Source organism: Brevundimonas sp. (assembly GCF_016463295.1).
Classification (GTDB): domain Bacteria; phylum Pseudomonadota; class Alphaproteobacteria; order Caulobacterales; family Caulobacteraceae; genus Brevundimonas.
In genome coordinates, this window is record NZ_JAEMRO010000011.1 from 18099 (window position 1) to 39698 (window position 21600).

Consider the following 21600-nt stretch of genomic DNA (forward strand, 5'->3'; position numbering starts at 1 on the left):
CATGGTCGATCGCCCGACAGACCTGACCACGCGTTTCATCGACGGACTGATCGAGCGCCTGTCACCCCAGGCGGCTCGCCGACGCATGGCCGAACGCCTCGCGCTGAATGAAATGCGCCAGTACGACGCGGCGGGGCATGGTCGCCGGACGTCGGGATGGCGTCGCTCCGGCGGCAGTGCCGAGCGGGAAGTGCGTTCAGGCCTGATCGGGCTGCGGAACGGCGCCCGCGAGCTGGTCCGGAACAACAAATATGCCGCCGCTGCCCTGCGTCAGATGACGGCCAACGTCGTTGGCGACGGCATCACGGCCCGCATGACGCACGCGGACGAGAAGATCGCCAAGCGCGCCCAGGAGGAATGGGACCGCTGGGCCGAAAGTCGGGTCGATGGTCGCGAAGATCATTATGGTCAGCAGAAGCTGCTGTTCCGATCGGTGGCGGAGGGCGGGGAAGGTCTGGCCATCTGGTCGCCCCGCAATGGAGAGCCGGACAGCCGCTGCGACATCGTCGAGGGCGATCTGCTGGACCATACGAAAGAGTTCGAGGGGACTGACAAACGGATCGTCCAGGGCGTCGAGTTCGACCGTCAGGGCGATCGGGCGGGTTACTGGCTGTTCGACAGCCATCCCGGCGACTTCCGTGGCTTTCGCGGGACCAGCCGTCGCTATTCTGCCGAACACGTCGATCACGTCTTCGAGGCGCTTCGGCCCGGTCAGCCGCGCGGCGTGTCCTGGTTCGCGCCGGTCGCCATGACGCTGCGGGATCTGGCGGATTATGAGGAAGCCATCCTCATGAAACGCAAGGTCGAGGCCTGCCTCGCCCTGATCCTGACGCCACCCGACACCGCCACCACACCGACGCCTTTCGCGGAAGCGGGCGTCGGCGGCGAGGGCGGAGAAGGCCAGACGGCAGGCGGGCCGACGAACCGTCAGCGCGGTGGCGACATGCTCCGCCCGGCGATGATCATGCGGGCCCGCCCCGGCGAAACCGCGACACAGGTCAATCCATCCTCCGGCGGCGACGGCGTCGAGTTCGCCCGCCAGCAGCTCATGGGCATATCTGCGAACCTCGCCCCGTACTTTCTGATCAGCGGCGATCCCAGCCGCACCAACTATTCCAGCCAGCGCGCCCTGATGCTGGCCTTCTGGTCCAACCTCGACGACTGGCAGCAAAACATGATGCTGCCGCAGTTCTGCATGCGAGCGACCGAGCGACGTAACCGCTGGCTGGCCGTGAAGACGGGAGACCGTCGATTCCTCGAGGTCAAGCCGCAGTTCGCCATGCCGCAGCGCCGCCTGCTCGATCCGGGTCGCGACATGGAAGGGCTGGAGCGTGAGTTGCGTCTCGGTGCGACCAGCTATCCTGCGATGCTGTCGAGTCGGGGCATCAACCCGGACAGCCACCTGGCCGAAATCGCTGCCTTCTACGAGAAGGCCGACAAGCTGGGCCTCGTTCTCGACGGCGATCCGCGCCGCACCGCCCGCTCCGGCAGCCTCCAACCTGCCACCGGCTACGTCCGTCCTCGCGACGACGACTGAGGGACCTCGACATGACGAACACGATTCAAACCCGGCGCGCGCCGGACCATCAAACGCGCCGGGATGCCCGCATGCCCGTCGCGCGCCTGGCGGTGACGCCGCGCAGCTACGACGCCGAGGCGCACACCGTCGAGCTGGTCGCCGCGACGGGCTACCCGGTCCGTCGCTATGACTGGGAGGCAGGGACTTACTATTTCGAGCGGCTCGAAATCTCGACCGAAGCCATTAATGGCGAGCGAGTCGAGAAGGGCGTTGCCCCTCTGCTGGACGCGCATTCGTCGTGGGCCATCGCCGACCAGCTGGGCCGAATCGAAGAGCAATGGGTCGAAGGCGGCGAACTGATCACCAAGGTGAAGTTCGGCACTTCGACGCGTGCGGTCGAGGCCGAAGGCGAAGTTGCTGCCGGCACCTGGCGCGGCGTGAGCATCGGCTATCGCCGCGACGAAATCCGCAAGGAACTGGCCACGGCCACGACCCTTCCGACCTACACCGTCACCCGCTGGACGCTTCTCGAAGTGTCGATGGTTCCCATTCCTGCCGACCCGGACGCAGGGGTCCGGTCGGAGGAGAGTTTCCACCCCTGTTCCATCATCGAAACCCGAGAGGTGACCGACGCCGTCGGCACCGTCACCCCCCAAGAGGACGAAAACATGAACCGCTCCCGCCTGATGGGTGGCATTGCCGCCGCCGCCTTCGAAGCCCCCGCCGATCGCGGTGCCGCGCCTGCTGCGCCTGTCATCGAAAACCGGTCGGAGCCTTCCGCACCGGCAGCACCTGCCGTGGCAGCCGAGCAAGAGCGAGCGGCCCCCGCCGCGAACGGCGTTCGCCTCTCGGCAGTGGAGGCCATCGACTTTGTCGAGCAGGCCCGCTCGTTCGGCATCCCCGCGACCGATGCCCGTGGCTGGGTCGAGACGCTGACGCCCGACGCGGCCCGCTCGCAACTGCTGGCCCGTGCCGCCGAAAACCAGAGCCGCGACGCGCCGCGCCAGGCGGGTCAGTCGACGGCGCGGATCGTCACGGACGAACGGGACACGCACCGCTCGGCCATGGCCAATGCGCTGGAGCATCGCCACAATCCCTCGGTCGAGCTGACCGACGCGGGTCGCCAGTATCGCGGCATGACCCTGATGGAGATGGCCCGCGCCAACCTGGAGCGGAACGGCGAGCGGGTCGGTGGCCTCGGCAAGCGCGAGGTCGCCGATCTGGCCCTGCGCCAGCACTCGACGTCCGACTTTCCGAACGTGCTGTCCAATGTGACTCGCGCAACCCTGCGCCGGGGCTATGAGGAGGACGCCCAGACCTTCAAGCGCTGGATGCGCCGCGCCAGCGTGCCGGACTTCCGTCAGGTCTCGCGCCTGCAGATGGGGGCCGCGCCGTCGTTCCTGCTGGTTCCCGAAGGTGGCGAGTTCAAGATGGGCTCGATCGGCGACGGCAAGGAGGTCTATTCGCTGGCGACCTATGGCCGCCGCTTCTCGATCACGCGCCAGACGATCATCAACGACGACGTCGATGCCTTCACTCGCGTGCCCCAGATGATGGGCGCTGCCGCCGCCCGCTTCGAATCCGACGCAGCCTATGCACCCCTGCTGGCCAACCCGAACATGTCGGACGGCAATGCCCTGTTCAGCGCCGCGCACGGCAATCTGGCCGGGTCCGGCGGCGTCCCCTCGGAGGCGACGGTCAACGCCGCCGAGATCGCCATGGGCAAGCAGACGGGCCTGTCGGGCGAGATCCTCAACATCACGCCGAAGTACGTCATCGTCGCCCGCAAGGATGGCCTGGCAGTTCGCAAGTTGCTGACGGCGGTCCAGGCGACGCAGACTTCCGGCGTCAACGTCTATGCCGGAGAGTTCGAGCCGATCGTCGAGTCGCGGCTGAACCGCGCGGCCGGTGCCACGCCCTGGTTCATGGCGGCTGATCCCAACCAGGTCGATACGATCGAATATGCCTATCTGGAAGGCGACGACGGCGTGTTCCTGGATGAGCGCGTCGGTTTCGAGGTGGACGGCATCGAGTACAAGGCCCGTCTGGACTTCGCGACCAAGGCGATCGACTGGCGCGGCCTCTACATGGACCCCGGCGTCTAAGTCTCTTCCAGCACCGGCAACCTCCGAAGGGCGCTCTCGATCAGAGCGCCCTTCGGCTTTCCGCCGCAGGCTGGCCGACGCATCGCCCGATCGATGCGCCGCCCTGCCTTCGCCGGGCATGTCCGCACGGCTCAAACCAGCAGAGGAACCTGCACCATGAAGACCAAGATTTCGTCTGGCGATGTCATCGACATCACCGCTCCCGCCGGTGGCACCACGTCCGGTGTCGGCGTCAAGATCGGCTCCCTGTTCGTGATCCCGGTCACGTCCAATGTGGCCGGCGATACTGTCGCCGGGCATCGCACCGGCGTCTTTGACCACACCGCTGAAGGTGCCGGTTCCGGTCAGGCTTGGGCTGTCGGCGACGACATCTACTGGGACGACACGGCCAAGCGCCTGACCAAGACCACGACCAGCAACACCAAGGTCGGCGTCGCCGTCGCGGCAAAGACCACGACCGCCACGCTCGGTCGGATCGTTCTGGTCCCCGGTCTCTGATCGGGCATTTGCACACGCATCCTGGGCGGGAGCGGCGACGCTCCCGCCTGTCGGGCGATCACATCAAAGCGCCGGTCCGATGCGGGCGGACGCTCTGATGTCTTCGCCGGAGACACCCCCGGCGGCCGGTCGCGTTCGCGTGAACCTGAGCGGCTCAAACCAGCAGAGGAACCTGCATCATGACCAAGACGACCCTTCTGATGTGCGCTGCCGCCCATGCGTTGGCATTCGCTTCTCCGGATACCGGCTCCGGCACAGGCGCAGCTCCCGGCGGTGCCGATCCCATCGACAAGGCCGATCCGGCACCCGCTCCGCAGGATGCGACCACGACCGCGCCGGCAGAACCCCACGCCGATCCCAAGGCCGCGCCCGTCGGCAATGCCAAGGGCGCTGATGTCAGCCCGCCGAACACGTCGGCGACCGCGAACAAGGTCGGCAAGCGCGTCTATATGGTCTGGGTGCAGCCCGGCCATGAAACCCTGGGCGTCGGCCAGCTGATCGCGGTGCCCAAGGATTCGGGCGAAAGCCTGCGGACGGCGGGACGGGCACGTTTCGCCTCCGACGCCGAGGTGAAGGCCGCGAAGGCGGGCGAGGCCGATACTCCGGGCCTGATCCTGACCCTGGACGGGGTTTGAGCCATGGGTTTCGCCGGGGTGCGCGATCGGCAGCAGGCGGCTGTGTTCGCGCGCCTCGGCGAGCCTGCCGAGTGGAGCGGCTATGCCGAGCCGGTTCCGGTCCGCTTCGCCGAAGAGGATGAGGTCGCCGGTTTCGGGGACGGGTCGCGCCTGATCATGGGGGCGTTGATGCTCAAGGTTCGGAGGTCGAATATTGCGACGCCCGCGATCAATGACACGGTGCATCTGATCGACACAGGACGACGTTTCCGCATCACGTCCGATGCCCAGCTGAACCGGAACGGGGCGTGGCTGTGCCCAGTCGAAGAGATCTCGGGCTGAGATGCGCCATTCGGTGTCGGGATCGTCGGACCTGGACGGCCTGGTCAAGGGGACCGAGGACGACATAGCGCGGTTCGTGACGGGTGCGATCGCCGAAGGTGCCGAGGCGCTGAAGGCGGATTGGCGGGATCAGATCGAGGCTGCGAAACTAGGGCCGCGGCTGGCCCGGACCATCCGGTCCCGCGTCTACCCGTCAGGGCAGACCAGCGTCGATGCGGCGGGTCTCGTCTGGACGAAGGCTCCGCGCATTCTGGACTCCTACGCTCGCGGTGCCACGATCGTTGCCCGCAACGGGGGCCGCTTTCTCGCCATTCCGACGCAGGACGTGCCGCGCAAACGTCAAGGCAATGCGCTGACGCCAGCAGAGGTCGAGGCGCGGTTTGGGCGGCCCTTGCAGTTCATCAGCCCATCGGATCGCGGCTTTTCCACTCCGAGCATTCGGCGCAACGGCGTGGCGTTTCTAGTTTTGAAGGGGCTGCGCATCCGCAAGGCGACAGGGCGGTGGCGGAACGCCTCGGCCAGCGAGATCAAGCGCCGCAAGGAAATGAGCGCGGTCGTGATGTTCATCCTGGTGCCGAGGGTCAGGGTATCCAAACGCCTGGACCTGAACGCCTTAGCGCTGGCCGCTGAGGCCCGTCACCCGGGGCTGCTCAGCAAGAACTGGAGATAGGATGGCCAGTCTTCGCGAGCGCGTCATCCTGGCCGTGGTGGCTATGGTCGAGGCTGCGCTTCCCTATGCGACCGTGAGGCGGAACATCGACACACCGGATCGTCCGGAGGCCGGGGGACTGGTGATCGTCCGGGACGGCGATCCGGGCGAGCCGGAACTGTCCTTTTCGCCGCTGCTCTACACCTACAATCACGCCGTCCGTCTTGAAGTGGTCGCGCCTGCCGCGACCGAGGCGCGCTCGGAGGTCCTGGACACCATGCTGTCCGCCATCGGCCTTCGCATCGAACTGGACAGGACGCTGGGCGGTCTTTGCGACTGGCTGGAGCCGACCGCGCCGGACACCGACGACATCAATCCGACGCACACCCAGCCGGTGCGCTGGGCCGCGCTGGACGTCGTCGCCGTCTACGTCACCTCGAACCCGCTGATCTGATCAGCATCCACCTGCCTCTGTCCTGGTCGTTGGCCCCTCGGGACCCTTCGAACCTGTACGGCCTGCCCTTCAACGGAGAACGATCATGTCTCGCGCACGCGGTGCCAACGCCCTGATGGCGATTGCCTTCGAGCCTTCCTATGGCATCCCCCCGACGTCGGGCTTTTTCGGCATGCCCTTCGTCAGCTCCAACCTCGGCGAGGAACAGGGACTGATCGAGAGCGACGTGCTGGGCTTCGGGCGCATGCCCCAGGAGCCGGGCCGAGGCGAAGCCAACGACGTCGGCGATGCCGCCGTGCCTCTGTGCGCGCGCAACATCGGCCTGTGGCTGACGGCGTTGATGGGGCCTCCGACCACAACGCCCGGTCTGGCCGCGACGGGTTCCTTGGCCTTCAGCGCCCAGCCCGCCAACAACTCCACCGTCACTCTCGCCGGACAGGCCTTCACCTTCGTGACGGGCACCCCGACGGCCAATCAGATCAAGATTGGCGCGACCCTTGGGGCGACGATCGCGAACGCCGTTCGTGCCTTCAACGGCAGCGCCGTCCCGGCCGTCACGGCGGCGCTGTTCTGGGCCGACGTCAACGGCACGACCATCCGGATCGCGCACAAGGCCCTCGGCACCACGGGCAACAGCTATGCCCTGGCCGCGTCCGCCGTCGCGGTGACTCCTTCCGGCGCAACCCTGACCGGCGGCGCTGCATCGGGCGGCTATCGCCATGAATGGAGCGCCGGGGCGCTGACATTGCCGTCACTCGCCATAGAGATCGGGCATCCGGAGGTGCCCAGCTATTCGATGAACTATGGGGTGAAGGCCAATACCCTCGGCATCCCGCTTCAGCGCAGCGGCAATCTGAACGCCACCATCGGCCTGATCGCCCAGGGCGAACTGCCGGCATCCGCCGGGACGGCGGCGGGCACGCCGACCAAGCTGGCTGTGCGCAAGTTCTCCAGCTTCTCCGGCCTCGCGCGCCGCGACGGTGTGCCCTTCGGCGCGGATCTGGTCAGCGGACAGACCAACCTGACCAATGGGCTGGACCCGGTCCCCACAGTCGGTCGCGGCGATGGTCGGGTCGGCGGCGTCGATGAAGGCATGGTCGGCTGCAACGTCGCTATCGGCCTGCGCTACAGCAGCACCGAAATGCAGGCGCTGGGCGAGAATGGCCAGCCGACCGAACTGACCTTCGCCTGGTCGATTCCGTCCAGCATCTTCTCGCTGCGCCAGACGCTGCATGCCGTCTATCTGCCGCGCGCCAAGCGTCCGATCAGCGGGCCCGGTGCCGTGCAGGCCGACTATCAGTGCCAGGCCGCGCAGGACCCCGTCACCGGTCGCGTCAGCACCTTCGTGCTGGACAACGACGTCGCCAGCTACGCTGTCGCCTGATGTTCCAGCTCACCCCCGCTCCCGAGCCCGCATGGATCGTCGTTGGCGACGGCATCCGCTTCTATGTCCGGTATGGACCGACCGAGGCGCTCAATGCCGCTCGCCGTGGGTCGCGCCTGGCCAATCTCGACGTCACCCAGACCGATCCCGAGTTCGCCTTCGTCCTCGGTGCCGCGATCTGGGGCGTCACCGGATGGGAGGGCGTCGGCGATGCCGACGGCGAGCCGGCGCCGCTGACCCGCGAGAACCTCACGCTGCTGCTGTCGCAACGTCCCGACGTCTATGACGCCTTCGCCGATCAGTACGTTGACCCTCTGATGGGATTGTTGGCGGAAAAAAAAGGATCAGCGCCCTCACCGAGTGGCACTTCGGCGACGGGCCCCGATTCTGCGAAGCCTGCCCGCCGGACTGCGCGGAGTGCCCCTACCGACTGAATGCGCCTTTGACGGACGACGGACAACGGATCTGGTCGGCGATCGAGGGCTGCACGGGCCAGCTTAGGATGGCCGCGACGGGCCCGTTGGGGCTGGACTTCAATGCCGTGATCAGTCTGGCGGCGCTGGGCGGACCGATGACGGCGATGGGCGGGGCCCTGTTCGCCCTGGCGCTTCCGGAGGCCGACGCCCTGGCCTCCATGGGCCTTAGACGCAGGAGCGAGGAATGACCGTTCGCCAGATCGCCTATCGTCTGAAGTCCGAGGGCAAGGCCGAGGTCATTCGCGATGCCAATGAGGTCGCTTCGGCCTATCGCGCCAGCTATGCGCAGGCGGAGGCGGGAGCCAATGCTGCCTCGTCTGCAGCGGAACGTCAGGAGCAACGCTATCGACGCCTGGCCGTGGCCGCGAGGGAAGCCGAGCGCGCCGAGGCCACGCAGGGGCGGTACAATGCGGCGCTGGGCGTCAGCCGTTCGGACGCTCCGTCCGCCCGCGAGTCGGCGGCGGTCTTCATGGCGCAGGCCGATGCCATGGATGATGTCGAAAAGCGTGCGCGGGCGCTGCGTGCGATCATCGATCCGCTCGGCTCGGCTCAGGACCGCCTGAACGACGAACTGGCCGAATACAATCGCCTGGCGGCTGCGGGCCAGATCAGTACGAAGGAGTTGGCGCAGGCACAGTTGATGGCGCGTCAGCGGTTTGACGAATCCGCCCTCGCGATCGACCGCAACAGTCGCGGCCTCACGCGACTGCAGGTGGCGAGCCGCCTCAACCTCGGTCGCCAGGCAGCGGATGTCGTCGTGACAGCCGGCATGGGGATGAACCCCGCCATGATCGCCCTGCAACAGGGGCCACAGATCATGGACGCGCTCGCCACGAGCGGGTTCAAGGCGCGGGCTTCCATGTTGCTGCTGGGCGGCGCCCTTGGCATCGCCGCCGGTGCGGGCATCGCGGCTTTCGCGGCGTGGCAAGATGCCGAGGGGCAGGCGCTGCGCCTTGAACGGGTCACGAGTGGCCTGGGCAGGACGGCAGGGCTTCAGGCCGCCGAGGTCGAAGCCTTCGCCCAGGCCTCGGCGGAGGCTTCGGGGATATCCGTTCGGTCCGCCCGCGAGATCGCAGCGGCCTATCTGTCGACTGGTCGGATCGGCGGGGAGGTGCTGGGTGATCTGATCGCCATGACGAAGGACTATGCGTCCTTCACGGGTCAGGATGCCGAGGCCGCGACGCAGGACCTGGCGAAAGCCATGGTCGCGCCCGACAAATCCGCGCGAGACATGACGCGGTCGTTCGGTCTGATGGATCAGGCGACGCTGGACACCATCGACAGCCTGATGAAGCAGGGCGATCAGCTGGGCGCGCAAAAGCTGCTGATCGAAGCGCTGGACGGCGCGGTCAGCGGCCATGCTTCCCGCGTCGGGGAAATCGAAAGCGCCTGGGATGGCGTCGCGCGTGCGGCGTCGAACGCCTGGGACTGGATCGGAAAGGCCCTTTATCAGACCCGCGACGAGCAGATCGCGACTTTGGAGCAGCGGCTCCAGCGGAACTCCGGTGCCGGGGCGAATATTGGGCTGCGTCAGCAGGATGAACGCACACTCCGACGTCTGGTGCTGGCCCGTGGCATTGATGAGCTGCTGGAGTCCGGTCGCGGCGACGGTGCTGCTGAGAATCAGGCGGCGCAGCTTGAAGAGGATCGCAAGGACAAACCGCCCCGGCGACGAGCGCCAGATCGCTCAGCTGAGCGGGAGGCGCGCGAGCGGCTGCAAAGGGAGCGTCGCGAGGAAGACCGCGATTTCATGCTCGATCTGGAAGTTGCGCGGGCTTCCGGCAACGTCGAATACATCCGGGGGCTGGAAGACGCGAACGCGGTTTTGGCTCGTCAGCGGCAGCTGATCGACGACGGGATGGAGGCCGAAAAAGCGCGAACGCAGGCCCTGGAAGAGCAGGATCGCCTGACCGCCGCGCGAGAGGAAAGGGACCAGCGCGGGCTTGATGCCCTGACGCGAAGCCTGGAACTAGAGGATGCACGGGAGCGGGGCGATCTGGCGACCGTCCAGGCACTGGAAGACAAAGAACGGCTGACGGCCTCGATCGAGACCTATCAGAACCTCGGCATGGGCCATTCGCTCGCGACGCTGGCGGCGGAGATCGAACTGGCCAGCGTCACGACCCGCCGGGCCGAACTGATGGACCGGATCGTCAAGTCGTCGGACGACGAACGGCGTTTGCGGCTGGCGCAGTTGGCGGGTCGAACGGAAGAGGCGGCGATCCTTGAGCGCGAAGCTCGCGTCGAGCGCCGGGCGCGGGAGATCGAGGATCGCGAGAAAATGGATCGTGGCCAGGGCGACGTGCGCGCCCGCCGCGAGATCAATGAGGAACTGGCGGCCGAGGCCGAGGGCGTGCGTCGTCAGTGGATCAGGGGCTTCGTTGACGACGTGCGGCAGAGCGGCTGGGCGGACGCGATCGCCAACCAGCTGGAAGACGCGACCGACCGGTGGCTCGACAAGCTGATCGACAGTCTGATGGATGTGGACTGGTCATCGATCTTCAATGGCGGCGGTGGCGGAGGCGGCGGCTTCGGCAGCGTCCTGTCGCAGCTCGGGTCTTCGCTGTTCGGCGGTCAGGGCATCGGGCGCAACGCCGCCGGCACCGACTTCTGGCGCGGGGGCCTGACTTGGGTCGGGGAGGCCGGCAAGGAACTGATCGATTTGCCGCGTGGCTCGCGCGTGCTGGAGCATGGGCGGTCGATGCAGCTGGCCACGGCCAGCGCCGCATCGGCTCCACCGATGTCGTTCACCTGGGCCCCGGTCATCCATGCCGAAGGGGCCGGACCGCGCGAGGTCGAGGCGCTGGATCGCAAGATCGACGAACTGGGGGAGAGCCTGCGTCAGCAGGTTCCGGCACTGATGCGCGAGGCCTTGTCCCGTCGCTCACTCTGATAGGGGCTGACCTTGGCGATCACCGTACCCATCCAGCCGCCCGGCGGGGTGCTGGGCCCAGCATCCGAGCATTTCGAGATCGAACGGGTGGACTATCTGTCTCCGACCGCCGGCGGCAGGGTGTCCGGCGTAACGGCGGGTTTCCCGCTGTGGCGCGGGCGCTGGACTCTGAGCGGGTCCCTGTCCCGCGAAGGGTCTGAGGCCTGGCGCGGGTTCGTGGCCTCGCTGCGCGGCCAGCAACGGGCGTTCTTCGGCTTTGACTATGGCCGTCCCTATCCGCTGTTCGCGCCGAACGGCTTTGCGGGCTTCACGCGTGCGGGCGGCGGGGCCTTTGATGGCTCCGCCCTGTCCTGGTCGGTCAATGCCACGCGAGACGTCGTGACCCTGACCGGCCTGCCGGCGTCACAACGTCTGCGTATCGGCGACTATGTCATGTGGCGCTGGACGGGTGCGGATATCGCTGGGGCCGGAACCGCGCGAAGAGCGCTGTGCCGCGTCGTCGAGGCGGCGGACATCAGCGCCGGTGGCGTCGTCAGCGTCAGCGTCGAGCCGCCACTGCCGTCGCTGGTACCCGGCGGCGCGGTCGCAGATCTGGCGCGACCCTGTTGCGTGATGCGGCTGGACACCGGCGAAAGCCAGATCGGCGAAAAGGGTCGGATGCTCCGCGTCAGCGGGACGATCTCCGGCCTGCAGGATCTCCGACCCTAAAGCCGGGAGGCCGCGATGCGCGCATACAGCGAGGAGGCGCTTGCCGCGCTCCGGGCGGGCAACGCCCTGGTCACCGGGGCCGTCTGGTTCGCCATCCCCGGCGATGCCGTCGGTTTCTGGGGCGGGTACGGCAATCTGTCGATCGGCGCATACGATTTCGTGGGGCTGGGCGATCGCGGCATCGTCAAGACGTCGTCGGGCACACTGGGCGGTGCGGAAGAGGTCGCGCTGCTGGAACTGTCGGGCGTCGATCCCGACGTTGCTGCCGAACTGGATCTGATGTCGCTGCGCGGCGTGCCGGTGATCATCTGGCGGCTGCTGTTCAACGGAGCGGGCACACAGTTGCTGCAGGCGTCCGTCCATCGACGGGGGCGCGTGGATTCGGCTCCGATCGAGGAAACGCCGGCAGGGACCTCGATCATCAAGATCGGTGTCGAGGGTGCCGCGCGAGGCCTTGGACGGCGTTCGGAACGCATGCGCTCCGACGCCGATCAGCGGCTGATCTCGGCGACGGACGGGGGTTTTCGCCGCGTCGGTTTCGCGGGCGAGAAGACGATCTATTGGGGCGGAAAGCCGCCCGAACGTGCCGGGACAGCCCTGGGCGGGACGTCCGCCGGGTCGAGCACCAGCGGCTACACCGGCAGCGGCTACGGTGGCGGCGGTGGCATCATGAGGGAGCAGTTCTGATGCGCCGTCCCGAGGCTCTGGCCGATTTCCTCGATGACAGAGCGGACTGGACCTTCGGCTATGGCCGGGGTCCGAAAGTCCACGACTGCGCCCGCTTCGTCAGCGCAGGGCACGCCTTCGTGACCGGCTATGACCCGGTCAAGGCCTTGGGCGCAACCTGGTCTTCGGAGCTGGGCGCGGCCCGTGTGCTGCGTCGGCGGGGCGGACTGGCGAAGGCCGTCGGTTCGGTCATGACCGCGATTGCCGCCACGATGGCCCAGCGTGGCGACATCGGCATGACGCAGGACGGTGCGCTGGTCTTGATAGAGGGCGAAACCATCGCGGGACTGGACGAGCGTGGGCTGTACCGCCTGCCACGGTCCGCCCTCTGCGACGCCTGGACAAGCGGCTGATGTCCAAGGTCGCGAAGTGGATCTTCCCGGCTGCCGGTGGCAAGGACGGGATCATTGGCACGGTCAAAGCCGCTGTCGGTTTCATCACCGGCAACGGCAGCCTGATTGCGGCCGGCATCGCCCAGGTCGCCGGGCTGGGCAAGCGCAAGGATGCCGGTCAGGACCGGCAGGCCAGCGTCACGAATATGTCGGTCGGCGAGGTGCCCCGCGAGGCGCTGTTGGGCCGCGTCTGCACGGGTGGTTCTCTGATCGACGCCTTCAATCACGGCGGTCAGTACGGCACCGACAAGGTCACGCGCTGCATTGCGCTCTGCGATCACGCCATCGATGCGATCGAGGGATTCTATGTCGGCGACGTCTACTATGCCTGGGCGGGCAATGGGGCGCAGTCGGCATTCTCCAACAAGCTGACCCTCGATTTTCGGAACGCTACCGCCACCGGCTATGCCCCGCCCTCCTACGCTGTCTCGGGCGGCGGCTGGGTCGCAACTGATCGACTGTGCAGTGTCACCCATATCTGGGTCACCACGGACATCGACGACAAGGTCTGGACGCAGGGTCATCCCCAGTTCCGCTGGGTGCTGCGCGGGCTGAAGGTCTACGACCCCCGGTTCGATCCGGCGCTCGGCTATGCGGGAGCCTCGCCGCAGACCTGGGAGAACCGGGCCAGCCATACTTTCAGCGAGAACGCCGAGCTTCTGCGCTATGCCTACAATCGCGGCATCTATGCCGAGGGCCACCACGGCGACCCGGCCTATCTGCTGATCGGGCGTGGCCTGACGGCGGAAGAAGCCCCGCCCTCGCGCGTGATCGCCTCGGCCAATCTCTGTGCCGAGATCGTGTCGGGCAAGATGCGATATGCCGCGAGCGCCGTTGTGCGTGCCGCAGACGAGTTCATCCAGGTCGAGGAAATGTTCGCCGCCGCCATGGCCGGCGACATCGTCCAGCGCGAGGGCGGCATTCAGGTCGAGCCGGGTCAGGCCAAGAGCCCGATCTATACGATCACCGATGCGGACCTGGTGCTGGGCGAGCCGGTCAGCTTTTCGCGTTTCCTGCCCGACGGCAGCGAGGGGCGGCGCAATACGGTCGTGCCCAGCTATGTCGAACCGGCCCAAGGCTGGAAAGACCACGCAGGGCCCGTGCGGCGGTCGATCAGTGACATCCTGGCCGATGGCGGGCCGCGCGAACTGCCTCTGTCCCTGCCCTTCGTGAACGAAGGGGCGCAGGCGGACCGCAATGCCGAGATCGCGCGGCGGCTGTCGCGGCTGGAACGCCGCGCCGCCATCGTCCTGCCGCCGGATTATTCGCCCCTGGAAGAGGGGGACTGGATCGCCTGGCAGAGCGACCGCTACCACGGCGGCGCGACGGTGCGGTACCGGATCGATCGCTGGGGCCAGAACGAAAAGTGGCGCATGGCGCTGACGCTGCGCGAGATCGCATCGTCGGTGTATGGCGTGCCCGATCCGGTGTCCGATGCCTCCGACCCGCCCCCGGCCCCTCCCGTCGTGGCGGCCCTGGCCCTCTCGGGTGTATCAGGCGTGGCCATCCAGCTGGGCGAAGGTTCGGAACTGCCGGGCCTGCGCGTGGCCTGGGCTACGCCGGACCCGGCGGTGCGCGCCATTCTGGTCGAGGTCCGTGAAGAGGGCGGTGGCGTCGCGGCTCCCACTCGGATCGATGACGTCACGGCCCTGACCAAGGATGTGACGAACGGCGTTCGTGCCGGCACCGATCTGGAGTTCCGCCTGACTCCGATCACGGACCCCACGCGGGCGGTGACCCCGACGGCCTGGCTGCCGGTGACGGCGGGCGACATCGTCATCGCGCCGGGCGATCCCTTGCCGTCCGTGTCGGGGACGCCGACGATCGCCATCAGCACGGCCATCGCGGGCGACGGGACCGAGGTCAGCACTCTATCGGGCACATGGACGGCGGTCGCGACGGCCTCGGCCTATGACGTCGAAATCGACGACGGCGTTGCGCCGTGGGTCGAGAGCATGCCGACGGCGGCGATCAAGAACTTTCGGATCGCGACGGGGCGGACTTACCGCTATCGCGTGAAGGCTGTGAACCGGGACGGGGTCCGTCCGTCGGATTGGTCGGCGTGGTCGGCCAGCGAGGCGGCGGGGGGCGATACGACGGCCCCTGGCGTGGTGTCAGCCCCCGTCATCACGCCTCTGGCGCGACGTGTGGTGCTGAGCTGGACGAACCCGACCGACGCAGATTTCTCGCACCTTCGCATCTACCGCAACATTACCGGCGCCGCCCATACGGAAGGCGACCTGTATGCTGCGCGTGTCGAGGGATCGACCTTCACGGACACCAATGTCCAGGCTGGCGTCGTCTATTACTACGCCTCAAAATCCGTTGATCGGTCGGACAACCGCAGCGCCTTCCGATACATGCTGGCCGGGACACCGAGTTTCGTCAGCACCGGCGGCGGAGACGTCGCGCCGAGCGATCCGGTGCTGGTGACGTCATTTGGCGTTGCCGCTCTGGTCGCCGGTCAGGGGCCGCTGACCACCCTTGGCATCCCGAGCTATGCGAATGACGCGGCGGCAATCGCGGCTGGTCGGACGGCGGGCTTCGTCTATCTGAACACCACGACCGGCCAACAGCAGGCCATCCCCGATACCGGTGTGACCGGCCCAACAGCAGGCGTGAAGGCAACGATTGTCCCGTTCTCGACCTCGATCTCGACCAGCTACACTCAAGTGGCCGTCGCTGATGTGTCGGGGCAGGTGCCCTCCCGGATCAATGTCACCTTTGAGCGGGATAGCGGCGGCCGGGTCGCCGGTTCGACCGATGTCGTGGTGGGGACCGTGCGGATCTCCGAATGCGATATCACCGGCGCGACGGTTTCGCAGGTGGTTCTGGAGGAGTCCTTCGCCTTCACCAGCACCGGGCTGGGGGTGCCGGGCGGCTATACAGTCGATGTGCTGTTCCCCGCGATCAGCAAATCGACAGTCCGGACCGGATCGGTCCGCTACAAGGTCGAGATCAAGCGGGAGATCGGTTCGCCCGATCTGAACCTGGCGCTGGACGCCACCCTCTATATCGCCATCACCCCCAAGCTCTGAGGACAGACCATGTTCCCGAACGATGGACCGGTCGCAGCGCATAACGCCGTCCGCAACTATGTGGCCCGCGTGGGGCTGAGTGCGTTTCCCGAAGACTATCGAGAGGCGTTCGAAAGCCTGCTGTCGATGCCCCTGTTTGAGGCCCTGACATCAGGCGTGGAGCGCATGTACGCCGCCGTGAGGCAGTTGGCCGATCTGCCGGATCGGGATGGTGCCCTGCTGGCATTGGGCGAAGCGGCACAGGCGTCGGCCATTGCGGCCCTAGAGGGTCAAGCCGAGCGGCGCTGGGCCATTCAGGCCTGGACGCTCGCCGAGATCACCGAACCGGGGGTGGAGAACCCGCTGGCACCCGCGCCGGACGTAGAGGCCCGTTTCGCCTTCTTCCAGACCGCCGCTGACCTGCCCGGGCCTGCGCCCGAAGCCGATCCGGCCTGATCGCCCCCGCCGACCTGTAGCCCTTGGAGTGAGCATGCCCGGTCAGACATTGGAAGTGACCGCACTGCTCAGTGGTGGCGGGGTCTTGGGCGCGGCGGCCCTGAAACTCGCGGAGATCTATCTCGCCAAGAGAGCCGCCGCACCGTCCAAGACGAAAGACGGTGCCGATCTGGTCACGGCAGCGGCGGCATTCCAGGTCGCGATGAATGCCGCGGCTCAGGGCGTCATCGGTGATCTGCGAGCGAACCAGGAGCGCCTTGAAGCGGAAATCGAGGACCTGAAGCGCGAGAACGAACAGTGCCGGCAGGAGGGTGAGGCCTTGCGACAGGCCGCGCGTCAGCTGGAGCAGAAACTCGACAGCCTGATGCGGCAACTCCGCGATCCAGCATCGACCCGACCCGGCGGCTCGCTTTCGACGGCGGTGATCGAACTGGCGGATGGGGACATCACGGTGACGAAGACCGGAGGGACGGACCATGAGTGAAGCGAATGCCGCGCTGGAAACGGCCGCCGCAGCCGTGACGGGTGAAGGGTCGCCGGACAACGCCTCGGTCCAGCGCCCCGCGTCGGGAGCGGTCATCGCCCTGGCCTGCGCCCTGCTGACCGCCTGCGTCTTCGGCGCGGTTATCATCGCTGTCCTGGCCTGGATGGACTGGCCCGAGACTGTGGCACCGCTCCGCATCCATTTCCTCGGCTGGATGGGGCTGATGTCGATCGGATGCATCCCGCTCGTCGTCGCCGCTTTCGCCACCCCCTGGATCGGTCGGATTAGCGCCAGCGCTGGATCAAACTCCTTTAGTGTCGAGGCGCGCCAATGATGGTCGAACAGGTCAAGATCAAACGCGGCACCACCTATCGCCGTCTGTTGCTGATCCGGTCGGGCGACGCCTCTGCGGCCAGCTGCCGGATGGTGCTGAAAAGGGCGGCGAGCAACGCGGCGCCCGGAGATGAGGCCCCGGCCGCCGCCGAGTTCGTCTGTGTCTATGTGACGAACAGCGATCCGGCGGACCTGACTTCCCCGCCTGCCTTCGTCTGCACCCTGGCGGCCTCGGCGACCGAGGACCTGGCGGTGGGAACCTACAAGACCGATGCCCGCATAGAGATCGCTGGCGACGTAATCGCGACCGCGACCGAGACGATCGAGGTGATTGAACGGGTCACCGAAGATGGCTGACCCGATCATCCTGCAATGGGCCCCGGCCCCGCCGCTCCTGGTCCTGCAATGGGCGACGCCGGATCGGGCCCTGCCGCCGCTGAGTCCGGATGCGCCGCTGCCGACGGTAATCACGGTCGTGGGGCCGCAGGGCGGTCGGGGGCCGGCGGGCGGTGAGGCGTTCGAGCATATCCAGTCCAGCCCTTCCGCTGAATGGATTGTGAATCACAACCTCGGCTTTAGGCCCTCGGTCACCGTCCTGTCGCCCGGCGGCGTCGAGGTCGGGGCGAACCCGGTTCACCAGAGCACCAATCAGCTCCGCATCTATTTCGCCGCGCCTCAATCCGGCACGGCCCACTGCATCTGATCCCGAAAGGACACGACCATGGGTAAGCCCGTTCTCTCCGACCTGGACTTCGCCGGTGGCGCGAAGATCACCGGCCTGCCGCAGGCCACGGCCAACGGCCAGCCGCTGACGTTCGAACAGCTAGGCGCGGCGCTGGAGGGTCTGGCCTGGAAGGACGATGTCCGCGCCGCCTCGACGGCCAACATCAACCTCGCCTCGCCCGGTGCCTCGATCGATGGCGTCACCATGGTCGCGAATGATCGCTTCCTGGCCAAGAACCAGACGGCGGGTGCCGAGAACGGGATCTATGTCTGGAATGGCGCGGCGGTTGCTGCGACCCGTGCGTCGGACATGAACGTCTCGGCTGAGTTCAACAGCGCCACGGTCCCGGTCGTGTCGGGCACCACGAACGCGGGCACGACCTGGCGGCAGACGACAGCCAGCCCCGTGGTCGGCACCACGTCGGTCGTCTTCACCAGCTTCAACGCCGGTGCCGGCGCGGCGTCCGAAACCTCGGCAGGCATCGCGGAGATCGCCACGCAGGCCGAGGCGGACACGGGCACGGATGATGTGCGGTTCGTCACGCCGCTGAAGCTGGCCAACTATTCCGGCAGGGCGCGTCGCTATGCGACCGACATTGGTGACGGGTCCAACACCGCGATCACCGTGACCCACAACCTGACCACCCGCGACGTGCAGGTGGTCGTGCGGCGCAACAGCGGCTCCTATGAAGAAATCCTGGTCGACTGGGGCGCGACCACGGTGAACACCATCACCCTGACATTCGCCGCCGCGCCCGGCGCCGCCCAGTACCGCGTCATCGTGATCGCCTGATGCTGTACGCTGGACCGAAGCTGGAGAACCCGGCGGGCACGGACGCTTTCGAGGCGGGCGGCGGCGGGGGCGGGTCATCAGACCCCCTGGTACTGGCCGACAATGCAGTGGCCCCATCAGCTCCGGCCAGCGGCATCAAGCTCTATGCCATCGATAAGGCAGACCGGCGTCGTCCTGGCTGGGTAGGTCCGTCTGGCATTGACACCTCCATTCAGGAGTTCATCGGAGCCAACAAGATCGGCTTCTGGTCCGCTGGCGGGAACAGCACGACTGGATTCAACAACGCCACCCCTGGCATCATGCTGTGGAATTTCGGGCATACGACTCAGGGCACCGTTACGGCCCGCAACGTCGCGGCCTCGGCGGGTGCGGGGCGCATCTTTAACAGCACCCGTCGTCTGGGGTTCGCCCAAGGCGCTGCAACGTCGGCGGGGACGCGCCACGGCCTGTCTCAGTTCGCTCTGCTGAACGGCTTTGAATACATCGCTCGGTTCGGCATTTCGGGCCTGCCGTCCTCTGGCAGCGCTGGATATTGGGCTGGTTTACAGACCGGGACAAATGCGCTGACCAGCACCTTCATGCTGAACGGCGCGGCGGGCGGCGTCGGGGCGTACCTCTCGACAGCAGGCGGCTTCCAGATCGTTCACGCGGTCAGCAGCGGCTCGGGCTACACGGTCCACAAGACCCTGAACGCGACGACCTTCCCATCAAGCACGGCGTCGATCGATCTCTACGAGCTGCGGCTATTCTGCCCCCCTGGTGCCACCACGATGGCATGGCGGGTCGAGCGTCTGAATACGGGCGACTATGACGAAGGCCTGATCACTGCGGACCTGCCCGCCAGCACGGCCCTTCTGATGCCTCAAATCGCCTGCGCTGGCAGCGCGGTCAGCCTCGGCGTCGCCATCGACGTCGTCAGTCAATACATCGTGACGGACTTCTGACATGCCAGGGACCACCATCGTCCATGCCGACGGCACCAGAGAGTACATCGCAGACCCACGATCCATCGAGGAACAGCGCGCCGCCGCCAAATCCGAGATGCGCCAGCATGCTACCGCTGCGCTACTGGCTGTATGGCCGTCCTGGAAACAGACGAATGCGGCCTTGGGTGTGTATGGCGAAGAGGGGCGTTTGGCCTGTCAGGCTGCCATCATGGCCGTGCGCGCTGAAACAGACGTGCTGGACGCTGCAATCGACGCCTCTGACGCACTCGGCCTCGATGTCCTGAACCTCAATCCCTGGGGCTAGCGCCCCTCGACCGCGCTGACCGGAAACCAGCTGGTCGCGCAGATACCCAGGATGATCAGGGCCACGAAGACGATGGCGACCCGCGACAGGACGGCATTCAGCCACTGACGCGTCGTCATCGGTGGCGGCATCGGGTCGGGCAGGTCTGACCAGGGCATAGCCGCCTCCTGAACGAAGAGCGGCCCGGCGTTCCGACTGGTGGGTCTGGAGGGTGCCGAGCCGCCTGACTGTCTCGCGTAAGACGGTCGCCAGCAGAGAACCCGCGAACGCCGTTCGCGTCAAGGCGACACAATCCGGCGCGCCCCGCGCCACTTTCTGGCACGTCCCGTGCCGCTTCGTGACATTGGAGAGACACCATGCCCTACGCCCTGGGTGCGCAGTCCCGCGCGCGTTTGAAGGGGGTGCATCCCCAGCTGGTTCGCGTCGTCGAGCGCGCGATCGAGATCAGCCCCCAAGACTTCCTCGTGCTGGAAGGCGTGCGGACACCCCAGCGTCAACGGCAGCTGTATGGTCAGGGTCGGACGCGGCAGGAACTGGCCAGGGCCGGGGTGGATGTCAGCCTGGCCAAGCCGTCCGAAGGCAAGGTCACCTGGACGCTGATCTCCAATCACTTCGTCAAGGCCGACGGCTATGGTCATGCGGTGGATCTCGCCCCCTACCCAGTCGACTGGGAGGGTCCGACCCGCTTCCCGAAGTTCGATGCGATCGCAAAGGCCATGTTCCAGGCCGCGCGGGAACTGGGGATCGGCCTGCGCTGGGGTGCCGACTGGGACCGTGACGGCAAGCCCCGCGAGCGCGGCGAAACCGACAGCCCTCACTTCGAACTCGCCGCCTGAGCGCGGTTCGCAAACCCTTTCAATCGGAGCCCCGTCATGCCTTATCGCCTGCAGAACGCCCTGTTCTATGCCGTCATCGTCATCCTGTTCCTGATCGTCGCGGCCCTGCCTTTCCTCGCTGTCCTGAACTGGGGCGTCGCTTGGGGCATCCTGGCGACCATCGCCCTGGCCTGCGCTCTGCTGGTCCTGTTCAATCGACTGGCTGACGGCGATCCCGGCGCGGCAATGGTCGGAGGCCTCGGCTTCGCCGGCGCAGGTTTCGCCCTGGTGATCGGTCTGGTCGCGGGCCTGATCTGGATCATCGGCAGGGCGCTGATATGAGCCGTCTCTTGTCCGCCGTCGCCGGGTGGAAGGGCTATGCCTTGGTCCTGGCGATCGGCATCGCGCTCGGCACCGGCGGCACCTGGAAGGTCAGGGACTGGATGGCGGCCGAGGCCGCGCTGAAGGTCGCGAAATCCGACCTGCGCGCCGCGCGGATCGTGGTCGATCGCACCCAGGGCGCGGCCCAGATCACGCAGGACGTCAGCGCCACGGTCGATCAACGGCAGGCCCAGACCCGAACCGTCTATCGCACTATTACCGAAAGGATCCCCGTCTATGTCCCGCCTGAGATCGATCGCGCCTATCCTGTGCCTTACGGCTTTGTCCGCCTGCATGACGCCGCCGCCGTCGGTGCCGCGCCAGCCCTTCCCGACGGCACCGGGCAACCTGATGACGCCCCCTCAGGCGTTGCGCTCTCTGCCGTCGCCGGGACCGTCATCGACAACTACGGCCAATGCTACGCCTGGCGCGACCAGCTGATCGGATGGCAGGACTGGTATCGCCAGCAGCAGGCGGCGTGGGAGGCGCCTATGAGGTAGCGTTCCTATGAGTCTGGTCCAGCCCCGACCCGTTTGCCAAGTCCCTGCACTTAGTGTCCATACGGCTGACTAAGGGCAAGTTGCTGG

The 21600-nt window shown here is 66.9% G+C and carries 27 protein-coding genes; 26 read left to right on the forward strand and 1 reads right to left on the reverse strand.

What is annotated here, in order from left to right:
• Position 1: 1 nt before the first annotated feature.
• The 23 genes from JHC81_RS04845 (at position 2) to JHC81_RS04955 (ending at position 19817) form a co-directional block, all read left to right on the forward strand.
• Positions 2–1537, forward strand: coding sequence for a phage portal protein (locus JHC81_RS04845; RefSeq protein ID WP_292171397.1), 1536 nt, complete (start codon positions 2–4; stop codon positions 1535–1537).
• A 71-nt stretch (positions 1538–1608) separates the two neighbouring features.
• Positions 1609–3624 carry a prohead protease/major capsid protein fusion protein gene (locus JHC81_RS04850; protein WP_292171399.1) on the forward strand — a complete coding sequence of 672 codons (2016 nt, stop codon included), beginning with the start codon at positions 1609–1611 and terminating at the stop codon, positions 3622–3624.
• Positions 3625–3780: 156 nt separating this feature from the next.
• A complete protein-coding gene (locus JHC81_RS04855) occupies positions 3781–4122 on the forward strand; it encodes a DUF2190 family protein (RefSeq protein ID WP_292171401.1) in 342 nt (113 codons plus the stop codon).
• A gap of 179 nt (positions 4123–4301) precedes the next feature.
• Positions 4302–4757, forward strand: a complete 456-nt coding sequence (locus JHC81_RS04860) for a hypothetical protein (protein ID WP_292171404.1) — start codon at positions 4302–4304, stop codon at positions 4755–4757.
• 3 nt (positions 4758–4760) lie between these two features.
• On the forward strand, positions 4761–5078 hold the full coding sequence (locus JHC81_RS04865) for a hypothetical protein (RefSeq protein ID WP_292171407.1): 318 nt from the start codon (positions 4761–4763) through the stop codon (positions 5076–5078).
• Between the two features lies 1 nt (position 5079).
• Positions 5080–5748: a DUF6441 family protein gene (locus JHC81_RS04870; protein ID WP_292171410.1), complete on the forward strand. Its 669-nt coding sequence runs from the start codon at positions 5080–5082 to the stop codon at positions 5746–5748.
• A 1-nt stretch (position 5749) separates the two neighbouring features.
• Entirely contained in the window at positions 5750–6181 is a 432-nt protein-coding gene (locus JHC81_RS04875) for a hypothetical protein (RefSeq protein ID WP_292171413.1), read from the forward strand.
• An 85-nt stretch (positions 6182–6266) separates the two neighbouring features.
• Complete coding sequence (locus JHC81_RS04880; protein WP_292171416.1) at positions 6267–7565, forward strand: phage tail tube protein; 1299 nt, start codon at positions 6267–6269, stop codon at positions 7563–7565.
• Complete coding sequence (locus JHC81_RS04885; protein WP_292171419.1) at positions 7565–7999, forward strand: hypothetical protein; 435 nt, start codon at positions 7565–7567, stop codon at positions 7997–7999. The genes JHC81_RS04880 and JHC81_RS04885 overlap by 1 nt, the downstream gene beginning before the upstream one ends.
• 68 nt (positions 8000–8067) lie before the next feature.
• The gene (locus JHC81_RS04890) at positions 8068–8229 is read left to right on the forward strand and encodes a hypothetical protein (protein WP_292171422.1); all 162 of its coding nucleotides are present in this window, start codon (positions 8068–8070) and stop codon (positions 8227–8229) included.
• On the forward strand, positions 8226–10934 hold the full coding sequence (locus JHC81_RS04895; protein WP_292171424.1) for a phage tail length tape measure family protein: 2709 nt from the start codon (positions 8226–8228) through the stop codon (positions 10932–10934). Before JHC81_RS04890 ends, JHC81_RS04895 begins: the two co-directional genes overlap by 4 nt.
• Before the next feature lie 12 nt (positions 10935–10946).
• Complete coding sequence (locus tag JHC81_RS04900) at positions 10947–11642, forward strand: hypothetical protein (RefSeq protein ID WP_292171427.1); 696 nt, start codon at positions 10947–10949, stop codon at positions 11640–11642.
• Between the two features lie 15 nt (positions 11643–11657).
• Positions 11658–12329 carry a hypothetical protein gene (locus JHC81_RS04905; RefSeq protein ID WP_292171429.1) on the forward strand — a complete coding sequence of 224 codons (672 nt, stop codon included), beginning with the start codon at positions 11658–11660 and terminating at the stop codon, positions 12327–12329.
• The gene (locus JHC81_RS04910) at positions 12329–12721 is read left to right on the forward strand and encodes a hypothetical protein (RefSeq protein ID WP_292171432.1); all 393 of its coding nucleotides are present in this window, start codon (positions 12329–12331) and stop codon (positions 12719–12721) included. Before JHC81_RS04905 ends, JHC81_RS04910 begins: the two co-directional genes overlap by 1 nt.
• Entirely contained in the window at positions 12721–15798 is a 3078-nt protein-coding gene (locus JHC81_RS04915) for a phage tail protein (RefSeq protein ID WP_292171435.1), read from the forward strand. The genes JHC81_RS04910 and JHC81_RS04915 overlap by 1 nt, the downstream gene beginning before the upstream one ends.
• Before the next feature lie 9 nt (positions 15799–15807).
• Positions 15808–16233, forward strand: a complete 426-nt coding sequence (locus JHC81_RS04920; RefSeq protein ID WP_292171438.1) for a hypothetical protein — start codon at positions 15808–15810, stop codon at positions 16231–16233.
• A gap of 55 nt (positions 16234–16288) precedes the next feature.
• On the forward strand, positions 16289–16717 hold the full coding sequence (locus tag JHC81_RS04925; protein WP_292171440.1) for a hypothetical protein: 429 nt from the start codon (positions 16289–16291) through the stop codon (positions 16715–16717).
• Positions 16710–17051 carry a hypothetical protein gene (locus JHC81_RS04930; RefSeq protein WP_292171442.1) on the forward strand — a complete coding sequence of 114 codons (342 nt, stop codon included), beginning with the start codon at positions 16710–16712 and terminating at the stop codon, positions 17049–17051. The genes JHC81_RS04925 and JHC81_RS04930 overlap by 8 nt, the downstream gene beginning before the upstream one ends.
• Positions 17048–17407 carry a hypothetical protein gene (locus JHC81_RS04935; protein WP_292171445.1) on the forward strand — a complete coding sequence of 120 codons (360 nt, stop codon included), beginning with the start codon at positions 17048–17050 and terminating at the stop codon, positions 17405–17407. Before JHC81_RS04930 ends, JHC81_RS04935 begins: the two co-directional genes overlap by 4 nt.
• Entirely contained in the window at positions 17400–17753 is a 354-nt protein-coding gene (locus tag JHC81_RS04940; protein ID WP_292171448.1) for a hypothetical protein, read from the forward strand. Before JHC81_RS04935 ends, JHC81_RS04940 begins: the two co-directional genes overlap by 8 nt.
• Positions 17754–17771: 18 nt before the next feature.
• A complete protein-coding gene (locus JHC81_RS04945; RefSeq protein WP_292171450.1) occupies positions 17772–18566 on the forward strand; it encodes a hypothetical protein in 795 nt (264 codons plus the stop codon).
• Complete coding sequence (locus JHC81_RS04950) at positions 18566–19510, forward strand: hypothetical protein (protein WP_292171451.1); 945 nt, start codon at positions 18566–18568, stop codon at positions 19508–19510. The genes JHC81_RS04945 and JHC81_RS04950 overlap by 1 nt, the downstream gene beginning before the upstream one ends.
• 1 nt (position 19511) lies before the next feature.
• A complete protein-coding gene (locus JHC81_RS04955) occupies positions 19512–19817 on the forward strand; it encodes a hypothetical protein (protein WP_292171454.1) in 306 nt (101 codons plus the stop codon).
• Here the strand turns inward: JHC81_RS04955 and JHC81_RS04960 are convergent.
• The gene (locus JHC81_RS04960) at positions 19814–19975 is read right to left on the reverse strand and encodes a hypothetical protein (RefSeq protein ID WP_292171457.1); all 162 of its coding nucleotides are present in this window, start codon (positions 19973–19975) and stop codon (positions 19814–19816) included. The genes JHC81_RS04955 and JHC81_RS04960 overlap by 4 nt on opposite strands.
• Positions 19976–20173: 198 nt before the next feature.
• Between JHC81_RS04960 and JHC81_RS04965 the strand changes: the two genes are divergently transcribed.
• The 3 genes from JHC81_RS04965 to JHC81_RS04975 are packed head-to-tail and all read left to right on the forward strand — an operon-like array spanning position 20174 to position 21513.
• Positions 20174–20653, forward strand: a complete 480-nt coding sequence (locus tag JHC81_RS04965; RefSeq protein ID WP_292171460.1) for a M15 family metallopeptidase — start codon at positions 20174–20176, stop codon at positions 20651–20653.
• Positions 20654–20689: 36 nt separating this feature from the next.
• Positions 20690–20974 carry a hypothetical protein gene (locus tag JHC81_RS04970; protein ID WP_292171463.1) on the forward strand — a complete coding sequence of 95 codons (285 nt, stop codon included), beginning with the start codon at positions 20690–20692 and terminating at the stop codon, positions 20972–20974.
• Positions 20971–21513, forward strand: a complete 543-nt coding sequence (locus tag JHC81_RS04975; RefSeq protein WP_292171466.1) for a hypothetical protein — start codon at positions 20971–20973, stop codon at positions 21511–21513. The genes JHC81_RS04970 and JHC81_RS04975 overlap by 4 nt, the downstream gene beginning before the upstream one ends.
• Positions 21514–21600: the final 87 nt, after the last annotated feature.